The 10,000-nt window shown below is 41.0% G+C and carries 8 protein-coding genes (2 of these 8 cut by a window edge); 1 reads left to right on the top strand and 7 read right to left on the bottom strand.

Features of this window, described 5'->3' with window-relative positions:
* The 4 genes from FHG67_RS00825 to FHG67_RS00800 all read right to left on the bottom strand — a co-directional run.
* Positions 1-433 carry the 5' end (the start) of an argininosuccinate synthase gene (locus tag FHG67_RS00825; RefSeq protein ID WP_004501147.1) on the bottom strand. Its footprint begins 779 nt before the window's first position, so the window shows 433 of its 1,212 coding nt (coding positions 1-433); it begins with the start codon at positions 431-433; the stop codon falls past the left edge of the window.
* A gap of 116 nt (positions 434-549) precedes the next feature.
* Entirely contained in the window at positions 550-777 is a 228-nt protein-coding gene (locus FHG67_RS00815; RefSeq protein WP_244947470.1) for a hypothetical protein, read from the bottom strand.
* Between the two features lie 275 nt (positions 778-1,052).
* On the bottom strand, positions 1,053-2,297 hold the full coding sequence (locus tag FHG67_RS00805; RefSeq protein ID WP_312845831.1) for a DUF2779 domain-containing protein: 1,245 nt from the start codon (positions 2,295-2,297) through the stop codon (positions 1,053-1,055).
* A 311-nt stretch (positions 2,298-2,608) separates the two neighbouring features.
* Positions 2,609-3,766 (bottom strand): ACP S-malonyltransferase, encoded by a 1,158-nt coding sequence (locus FHG67_RS00800; protein WP_142499598.1) that lies wholly within the window; start codon positions 3,764-3,766, stop codon positions 2,609-2,611.
* Between the two features lie 137 nt (positions 3,767-3,903).
* On the opposite strand from FHG67_RS00800, the gene FHG67_RS00795 reads away from it, so the two are divergent.
* Positions 3,904-4,683, top strand: a complete 780-nt coding sequence (locus tag FHG67_RS00795) for a DKNYY domain-containing protein (protein WP_142499597.1) — start codon at positions 3,904-3,906, stop codon at positions 4,681-4,683.
* Positions 4,684-5,336: 653 nt separating this feature from the next.
* Here FHG67_RS00795 and fumC read toward each other — a convergent pair.
* The 3 genes from fumC to FHG67_RS00775 all read right to left on the bottom strand — a co-directional run.
* Positions 5,337-6,731: a class II fumarate hydratase gene (gene fumC, locus FHG67_RS00785; protein WP_142499595.1), complete on the bottom strand. Its 1,395-nt coding sequence runs from the start codon at positions 6,729-6,731 to the stop codon at positions 5,337-5,339.
* Positions 6,732-6,819: 88 nt separating this feature from the next.
* A complete protein-coding gene (locus FHG67_RS00780; protein ID WP_039931455.1) occupies positions 6,820-8,898 on the bottom strand; it encodes a hypothetical protein in 2,079 nt (692 codons plus the stop codon).
* Between the two features lie 425 nt (positions 8,899-9,323).
* Positions 9,324-10,000 carry the 3' portion of a malic enzyme-like NAD(P)-binding protein gene (locus tag FHG67_RS00775; RefSeq protein ID WP_002620316.1) on the bottom strand. It continues 586 nt past the right edge of the window, so only the last 677 of its 1,263 coding nucleotides appear in the window; its start codon lies off the right edge, out of view; it ends in the stop codon at positions 9,324-9,326.

Below are 10,000 nucleotides of genomic sequence, written 5' to 3'. Positions count from 1 at the left end.
TTGTTTTTTCGGGAGCTAAAGATTTAACACCGAGTTCGAAACGAACCTGATCGTTTCCTTTACCGGTCGCACCGTGAGCGAAGGCGTCGGCACCTTCCTTTTCAGCCACTTCCACCATTGCTTTCGCGATAAGAGGCCGGGCAAGGGAAGTTCCGAGAAGATAACGCATTTCATAAAGTGCATTCCCTTGAATGGCAGGAAAAATAAAATCTCGAGCGAATTCCAAACGGAGGTCTTGGATATAAACTTTGGAAGCTCCGGTTTTAATTCCCTTCTCTTCCAATCCGGAAAGTTCTTCTTTTTGGCCCACGTCGGCGGTAAAAGCGATTACTTCGCAACCGTATGTTTCCTTCAACCAAGTAAGAATTACGGACGTATCCAAGCCGCCGGAATAAGCCAGGACGATTTTTTTAACAGGTTTGCTTTGCGCCATTCTGAGAACACTGAAAATCGGTCCAGGTCTGTGGACAACCGGATTTTCCGTCTTTTCGAATCCCGTATCGATGACCGATCGTTTTTTATTTCACGTTTATGAACCCGATCTCGGATTTACAAAAGAACGAGATTGGAGGATTGTCGGAACAGATTTAAGTCGATCGCGCCCATTCTTTCCGGGTTTGGATTTTCCTTAGACATGGAATTTTGAGGAAGTTTTTCGCGGGGAATCCAACACGATTTCCAAGTTTTGAAATACGATTCCTTCCGAAAAAACGTAACATCGTTTTCGTAAAAACTCCGATTCGGAGGTTGTCCCGGCGGACCGTAGTAATTTCTCAATTCTTGAAAAGTAGCGTTAGGAACTTGAATTCCGAAACTCAGCCCTCGCCATCCGCTCGTTTTCGCGAACGGAGCTATATTCGGATAAATTTCCAGGCTTTCTTCGCTTTCGCTCTTTAAACGTATAGTGAATTCTATTTATTGAATATTCTGAGAATATAATTCTATTTTCGAATTCGAAAGATGAGCGGAAATCAGCTTCAAATCTTGAAATTTTCCTACGGCAAATTCGGTTTGAAAATGGTTTTCGAGATTCTTTCTTTCATGGCCCCGACTTAAATCCATTCTTTGATTTTACGAAGAATCAAAACCATCGCGTAGGTGTCGAGTTTGCAGTATTCGATGAGATTCTTTTCGATCTCCGATTTTTCGGAGGCGGGCATCGGTTCGGTTTTGGCACGGAGAAATTCGGAGTTCGCCATTTGACCGGATTTAATTGCGAGATCCTTATACGATTTACCGGTGATCACGGGGAGAATGGTCTTTAACGATGTGCTTCCTTTCTGATCGGGATGATAGTAGTCGTATTCCCAAAAAGGTTTTGCCAAATCCACAAAATCGTCCTGGATCGATTTGAGCCAGCCCTTAAATTCGGGAAAGACCGCAGCGGATTCTTCCAAACATCTTTTTTCAAACTTATCGTTGTAGCAAAGAATTGTTCCTCCGGGCAAAATCAATTCTTGCAATTTTTCTAATATTTTTTCTCTGGGGTCTTCAATTCCGTCGTCGATATAATAAAAATTTTCGGGCTCTTGGGAAAGATTTTCCCGTATAACGTGTAACGAAAACAAAAATGGAACGTGTTGAAACGGGTGGGAGTTCGAATAAATCGGAATCGGAGGATTAATGGATTCGAAATCCAAAAAGTAAATCGGGTATTTGATTCGATTGAAAAACTCGGAAAAAACTTTTTGATTGATAAAGGCCGATCCGGTCTGTATCGTTTGGATTTGCGTTTTCTGACGATAGGTAAGAGCGTCCGTATTTTGTATGTCTTTTAGATTGAAAATCCCTTCTTCGTAAAATCTTACGGATTCTTCTTTTCCTTCACGAAGTGTAAAAATGTCTCCCGGAACGTTGGGAGTCAAACAGACTTCCGGATACAAACAATTTCTCGGATGAGAACAAAGATTGCTCACAAAACGAGGAGGAAGATTTTTTCTAGAAAGAAGATCGAATAAAGAACGGGCGATCTCCGCCGTTTCTTTTCCCTTGAGCATGACCTCGTCTGTGACGTCCTTACGCACAAAAAAAGAATCGGCTTGGATTTCGTCTTGGAAGTGAAACTTGGAATTCACAAAAAGAAGAGTACATTTGGAGATGGGAAAGCCGGATTCGTCCGCCACGAATTTTTGAAATGCAATTTCTATAATATGTTGTTTTTTGAATGAACTTGAAACTTTAAGAACGACCAATTCGAAAGTTCCCGAAAATTCTTTATTGGGAAGAATATATTCCGCCTTCATGGAAAATTTATCCGTTTCCAAGCAGGCGGATCTGACTCCTTTTCCGGATTTCAAAATCTTTCTGGTATCGAAATCGGAGTAACGAGCGTTTTTGGATTCCGGAAAAAAAGAATGAGAAAGGTCTCTTAAAAGGGATTTTTGTTTCGGAGAAACGTATTTGTGTTCAAACGGATCGAAATCGGGACGACGCCGATACGTGTTTAGCCAAAGAAGATACTCGCAGTGAAGCCCGGTCGTAAAATCCGCTTTTGTGAGCTTTGGAATTTCTAATTTAGATCTTTTGAGAGAAAAAAAGTTAGAAACCCGTTCCAGAAAAAGTTTTTGGAACGGGTAAATCCACTTTAGAATCGAAAGCTTTCGGTTTTTCAGGCCAATAGAACCTTAATATCCTTAGGGCTGGAAACCGCGTAGATTTTATTTTCGGAAGTTCCCATGTTCGCTTGAGTCAGTTTTTGACTTACGACACTCGGTCCAAAATCGATACCTGTAACGTTCGCAGTAGAAACGAAAGGTTTAACTGCCTTATCCCAGTGAAGAGTCTTGATCAACATCTCTCTAAAAAGCGGAAGACCAATTCCCGCATCGGACTGCATGTTTCTTCCGTCGAAAATGGAATAAACTGGAACCTTCAGATCGGAGCCTTTAAAATCGAAACCGATTCTTTCCATATCCAATGGAATAGTCTTGTTCGTATCTTCCATATGCGGAGAATGAAAAGGAGCGGTTGTTCTGAGGTAAACGAACTTTACTTTCTTTTCTTCCATTTCCGCTTTGAACTTTTTACGAAATTCAAGAAGAGATTCGGGGCTTCCCGAAACGATATTGGAATCAGGTGTGTTAAAAAGGCTTACGTAAATCGCCTTGTTTCCGCTCAAACCAAGAGCATCGTTAATTTGTTTGACTTTATCTTCCAGCTCCTTTTGAGAATAACCGATCACCGCAACCATTGGAGCCGGTTGTTTATCGCCCACTTCCTCGTTCGCTTTAAGAAGAGCCTGAGAAGGATTGTAAACACCGACTAGTTCCTGCGCTCTATAACCGATATACAATACGAATTTTAAGAATTTAGAATACGCTGAATAGAAATCCGCACCTTCTTTGCCAAGGGCGATTAACGCGGAAGATATAACTCCCTGACTATGACCCGTAACTCCGATTGAGTTGGAAATCAGTTCGGAAACGGGGAAACCTTTGTTCGTAAATGCGATGTAGTTTCCGATTTGAGTCAGAAAGATTCCGACGATGGAAACAGGTGCGCTGCAAAGATAGTTTTCGTCCGGAGCCGAGTCGGGATTTTTAATCCAACTTTCGAAGTTGTAACCGCCGTAAATGATGTTTTTATCGAGTTTAGGAACTTCTTCGGCGATGGCTTTAAAAGAAACATCGAAGAATTCCCTAAGAGAGGGCTCAGATTCGTAAAGCTTGGAGAGTTCTTTCAAGAAAGGAGAGCCTTGTCCTCCAAATTGAAGAAAGAGTTTTCCTCCACTTGCTTTGACTTGATTCAGAAAGTTTGCGATTGCCATGAACTTTGATTTTCCTTAGGTGTTTAAGGATGAATCTCGTTTTACAGGAGGTTTCGCAATTCTTTTTTATTTCGGGAACTTGGGTTACGTTGACATACGAGATGTAGATTGTTATTTTTTAAGCTAGGATTGAATGGATGAAAACAAAACGAATGACGGAGAAGGATTTTCAAGAGCGACTTTCTAAAGCGACTCCTTCAAAACCTTTTCGATTTTTTAGACAAGTCAATTGTGTTTACGACGGATCGAAGATTGTTTGGAAAGGGTGTTCACCCGAAAACGTGGATCGGAATACTCTCGATCTCGATGACCCGCAAAGTTATCGAGATTTTATAATCGATTTTCTGAAAGGCTATGAAGATCGCGTTCTTGAAGATGTCGATCCGCTTTTTCTGCGAAAAATAAACTCGAATCTACTGGCAGATGATCGTTATGTGATTCAAAATGGAATCCTTTTGAAAGGAATAGACGGGGCAAGTTTTCGGTCCTTGAGCAAAAGTCCCCACGAGATATTTTTCAAAGATAAAAAGGCGGTTTATGTCGAAAAATTTGGAAAGCTGAAAAAGATCGACGACGCGGATCCTGAGACCTTTAAAAAAATAGGATTCGCTTATGCAAAAGATAAGAATCGTTTTTTTTATAAGGATGTAGAACTCCCGGGTTTATCCGAAAATTATACGATCAATGTGTGCGATTTCTTGTATGATGATACTGTAATCTATCACTATGATTTTAGAATCGATATGGATGCGAAGACTTTTGAAATTTTGGATTTCGAAGAACATTCCAAAACTACAAATCCTTTTATGAGTCCGTTTTTGTTAAGAGACAAGACGGGAACCTACCTTTACAAATACCTTTCGAAAGAATTGATTCCAATCGAGGATTCGACTTCCGCAGTTCAAATAGAATATTAATTTTATTGAATATATATAAGAAACGGTGTTTTGATTCGAGAAATGGGATCCGAAAATAAATCTGTCGGAATTCCGACAAATCCTCTGTGAAACGATCGGGCCCCACCCTAATTTTTGGGTGGAGGGTGATGAGCGACCCGTAGGGAGCAAATCATTGAGCCTGGAGGCGGGAAAAGACTCGGGAGATTTTTCTCTATCAGAAAATCATACTTCTTGCAAGTAAAAAGTCTCATTCTTGTCGGAACACTTGAAAAATATCAGTTTTTGATCCTTATGATCCCAAAAGTCTTCCTAATTTGTGGGTAACATTATGGTTTTCGTTAGGCGCTTATTTTAACGTGAGCTCGGCGGTTGAAAATGAGAAAGAATTTTCTAAAAGTAGAAGTCCCTACTTTTAGAATTTGTTCGTAAAATCGCGATTTGCTGTAGTTCCCGCATTTTAAAAATAAATTTACAAAGTTCAAATTTCAACTTCCTACAGAAAAAATAAATCATGGATTTCTTACGCCGAACTCACGTTATTTTAACGAACAATAAAGTAAAGCGAAGGAAGCCCGAAAGCTGCCAAGAGAATCCAGAAAAAAACGAAAAGTAGTATGAGTAGCACTGTATTTTCCTATCTTCAAACACGGATCCAAGTCCCCCCGCTCAACTTAATCCACAGAAGGATGAATCATATTTTCGGGAAGAACCCATTGATCGAATTGTTCGTTCGTCAAAAGACCCAGCTCGATTCCAGATTCTTTCAGAGTCGATCCTTTCTTATGCGCATTTTTTGCGATTTTAGCCGCGTTATCATAGCCGATATGCGGATTCAACGCTGTCACAAGCATCAAAGAATTATTCAAATGTTCCTCGAGCTTCTCTTTGTTCGGAGTAATACCGCGTGCACAGTATTCCTCAAAAGAAACACAAGAATCGGAAAGTAACCGAATAGAATTCAAAACGTTATGAATAATCAGCGGTTTGAAAACATTCAATTCGAAGTTTCCGGAAGCGCCACCGATATTAACCGCGACATCGTTTGCAATCACTTGCGCAGATACCATCGTCATCTGCTCCGATTGAGTCGGGTTCACTTTCCCAGGCATAATGGAAGAACCAGGTTCATTTTCCGGAATACTTATTTCACCAATCCCACAACGAGGACCGGAAGAAAGCCAACGTATGTCATTCGCGATTTTCATCAAAGAAGCCGCGATCGTTTTCAAAACCCCGCTCACCTCCACAAGAGAATCATGAGCCGCAAGGGCTTCGAATTTATTTTCCGCGCTCACAAAAGGAAGACCAGTTTCTTTAGCTATCTGAGCCGCCGCTTTTACAGCAAACTGAGGATGTGTGTTGAGCCCGGTTCCGACTGCCGTCCCGCCTAACGCAAGCCTGTAAACCGCCGGCAAAACCGCTTTCACTCTTGCAATGTTGTAACTCAATTGCTGAACATAACCGGAAAACTCCTGACCTAAAGTCAAAGGAGTCGCATCCTGAAGATGAGTTCTTCCAATCTTTATAATATTCTTAAATTCGTCCGCCTTCTTTTCGAGCGTATCCTTGAGTTGAATCAATGCGGGAATCAATTTTTGATTCAACTGTTCTGCAGCGGCGATGTGCATCGCGGTAGGGAAAGTATCGTTCGAGGACTGAGCCTTGTTCACGTCATCATTTGGATGAATCGGTTTTTTAGAACCCTTCACTCCGCCAGCAATTTCGATGGCACGGTTCGAAATCACCTCGTTGGAATTCATGTTCGTTTGAGTTCCGGAACCGGTTTGCCAAACGGAAAGGGGAAAGTGTTCGTCCAACTTACCTAAAATCACTTCATCCGCGGCTTGCACGATGAGCTTCTTTTTATCTTCAGCGAGAAGGCCGAGTTCCGCATTTACAATTGCGGCCGATTTTTTTAAAATTCCCAAAGCACGAATCATTTCTCTTGGAAATCGATCGTTTCCGATATGGAAATGATGCAGAGAACGTTCGGTTTGCGCACCCCAATATTTGGAATCATCTACCGCGATTTCACCCATTGAATCCGTTTCGATTCTGGTTTTCATGAATCCTCCGAAAGATCACAATTTAATTGAAACATAAGATCTCTCAAGCAAGTGCCAGATTTAATAAAATTATAATATGCTTAAATATTTATTCGCTTTGGAATCTTTTCAGAGTATCCGCAAGCGCAGAGAACTCCGGTTTTTTGGCGGAAACATTGTCCATATAATCCAAAGTAGTCTGGATCCACGCCGGATCGGATTCCAATTCTCTCCGTATAAAAACGTGTCTCACCTGATTCATTGCTCGGATTTCTAGATATCTCCGTTTTTGGTCATAGTATATAAGGTCGGCCACCTTGTCTTTTCCGAATTCTGGGGAAGATACGGCAGCAACAACTTCATCGAGCCAAATCAGTCCGTTATTTTTGCGATCTACATAGTCAATCGCCTTCTGAACACGAGCCGGAATGAGCATTTCTTTTTCTTTGGGTCCAACGATTACGCCGAGAGACTTTTTCTTTTTCGGTTTAGAAGACTCGTGAGAAGTGTGATCCGTTTCCGTATTTTTAAAATCCCTTTTAACTTGACCCTTGCTTGTAACTTCCCGTTCTTTGGGAGAAAACTTGATCCCGAATAAGCTCAGAATGAATTCGATGATTCTTTCCAAAATCGACTTGGAAGCATTTTCGGAACGAATTCTTTCTTTTTCGGTATCTTCTTCCCATTCGGCAATCGCCTTACTCAAACGGATCTGTTCGTCGACGGCGACTTGCCCGTCCTTCACGTCGGAAACCTCTTTTAAAAATTCATAGATTCCGCGGGAATATCCGTTTTGACGAATCAAATTATGAACCGAAGTTCTTCTCGATCGAATCTCCACAAAAGCGCGAAGAATCATAGCCTTCGCTAAAATCATAAGCCCGATCGTTTCCCCATTCGCACTTTTCCTTTCTTTTTTTAGGAAGTCTTCCCTAGCGCGAATTCGCTCCAAAACTTCACGAAACAATTCGACTCTACTCATTCCGACACTTTTAATCGCGGCATCATCCACTTCAAAATTGGAAAGATCGAAGTGTATCGGTTCTTTGGACTCTTTAAAACGAAATAGATTTTCAGCCGTGATCAGATTAATCAAAGACTCTTTTTTAAGATGTTCGAGAGCTCTTACGGTCTGTAATAACACTTCGTAAGATTTGATAAAATCTCCTCCCCCCGCCCAACTTTTTCCGAATGTAAACGCAGGATGTTTTTTTAACTCCTCTAAGTATCTTTCTGCTTGAAAATTTCCGGTCAATTCGATCCAGGAAGATTCCTCTCCCGGAAGAATTTGGAGAAGTATTTTGCGAGCGATTATAGTAAATAAATCGAATATAATTTCCAGTTCCGTAAACTTGCCTTCTTCTCCTTTTTCTTTGGAAGCATGTCTAAAACTCAAAAGTTCGTCCAGAGAAGGTTGAAACAAATGAAAGCGGGGATGCAATTGCAACAGCGGAGGCCTTGATCCTCTTTTTTCAATCGCCTGTAAAACTTCCGGTTCTACCTTGATAATAGAAAGCTGATTTAATATCTCTCCGGGTTTTTGATTTAACAATTGAAAGATATTGCTGAATAAATCACCACGAATCTGCAAACGACCGAGAAGAAATTCCAAAGAAAGAGATTCCAAATTTTGCATGGACTTTTCTAAAAATTTAGAGTCCGACAAATTAATCTGTACTCCTTTGTCGTCTACATTGAGATAATTCCGATGAACCCAGTCTTCGATCTCGGAATTTTTGGAAGCGTTCAGAATGAACTGATCTCTTGCATACAACATTTCAAGAACCGCCGCTACGCTTTGAAGAATACAACCTCGTTTTACTTTTACAATCTGATCGGCTTTTAAAGAAGCGGGGCGAATAATTACGTTTGCGATTTGGAGTTCCCTGATTTCCTTTTGAAAGTGAAGGAACTGATAAGATTGAATTCCTTTCCGTTCTTCTAAAAATTTAAGGTCGTGCAATTTGAGATGTTGAAGTTGTTCAATCTTCGTAAGAGCGAACGGAGATTGATTGAATAAGAAATAATTTTCCACTCCCTTTTCAATCAAATCGATATCCTTGAATGCTCCCGGATTGAATTGAAGCATCAGAACTTTGAGTTCCTGATCCCCAATCATATCCTGAGTATCCTCCGAACTTAAAGTGAAGGTTTCAGGGGTAGGTATTTGATTTTCAGATTTGGACATAATCCACCAAGTCCCCAAAGGATATATCATCAGGAGACTGTAGGAAATTAGAAAAGTCTATTACTGTTTGTCTCAAAACCGTATTTTTCATTCTTGAAAAAGATTGATAACACATTTCGTCTCGATTCAGTACTCATTCGGAAAAGAATTCAATTTCTATGATTATCGGAATTTTTTTCAGACTAACTCAGAATCTTTTCTTGAAAGTAGAAGTTATAGATCATGAGCTTACGCTTCATCGTCCCGCCAGTAACATATTTTTCAGCACAATCCATACCTTAAATGACAACGTTTCATTGTAGAAACGATTCCACACTTTTTGTCTACTGTGAAACATTTGACTTCATTCCCGAATGTGGGAAATAACACGATTATACGTGTTCAAGAATCCGATTTACGTAGGAGTCACTTTTGAGTTGCTTGTGCTAAATCCTGATAATTCCTTCGAGAAATCCGAGATATTTTTCTCTCCCCGGATAAGGGATTCGAGAGGAGCCGCTTGCAACCGCGGCCTCGGCAACTGCGGGAGCCACATGAAATAAAACTCGTTTATCGAATGGCTTCGGGATCAGGTATTCATGTCCGAATGTAAATCTCTCCCCGCCATAAGCCTTACTTACCTCATCGGGAACGTCGAGACGAGCCAATTCCGCCAATGCGCGAGCCGCGGCAAGCTTCATCTCCAGAGTAATATTACGGGCTCTTACATCGAGAGCGCCTCTAAAGATAAACGGGAAACCCAATACGTTGTTCACCTGATTTGGATTATCGCTCCTCCCCGTTCCCATGATTAAGTCGGAACGAACCGCTTTCGCAGCTTGATAAGGAATTTCGGGATCAGGATTTGCTAATGCGAAGATTACGGGATTTTTTGCCATGGAACGAACCATATCCTCGTCCACCATATTCTCAACGGAAACACCGATAAAAATATCGGAGCCTTTCATCACGTCTCTAAGAGTTTTCGCGTCCGTTTTTTGAACGTATCTCTTTTTAGATTCGTTCAAATCATTTCTATGATGATGAATCACACCCTTGGTATCGACAAGAAAGACTTGTTCCTTTTTGATTCCTATATGTTGGATGAGTTCGGCAATTGCAA

Source organism: Leptospira weilii (assembly GCF_006874765.1).
GTDB lineage: Bacteria > Spirochaetota > Leptospiria > Leptospirales > Leptospiraceae > Leptospira > Leptospira weilii.
This window is presented reverse-complemented; position numbering and strand designations above follow the sequence as displayed.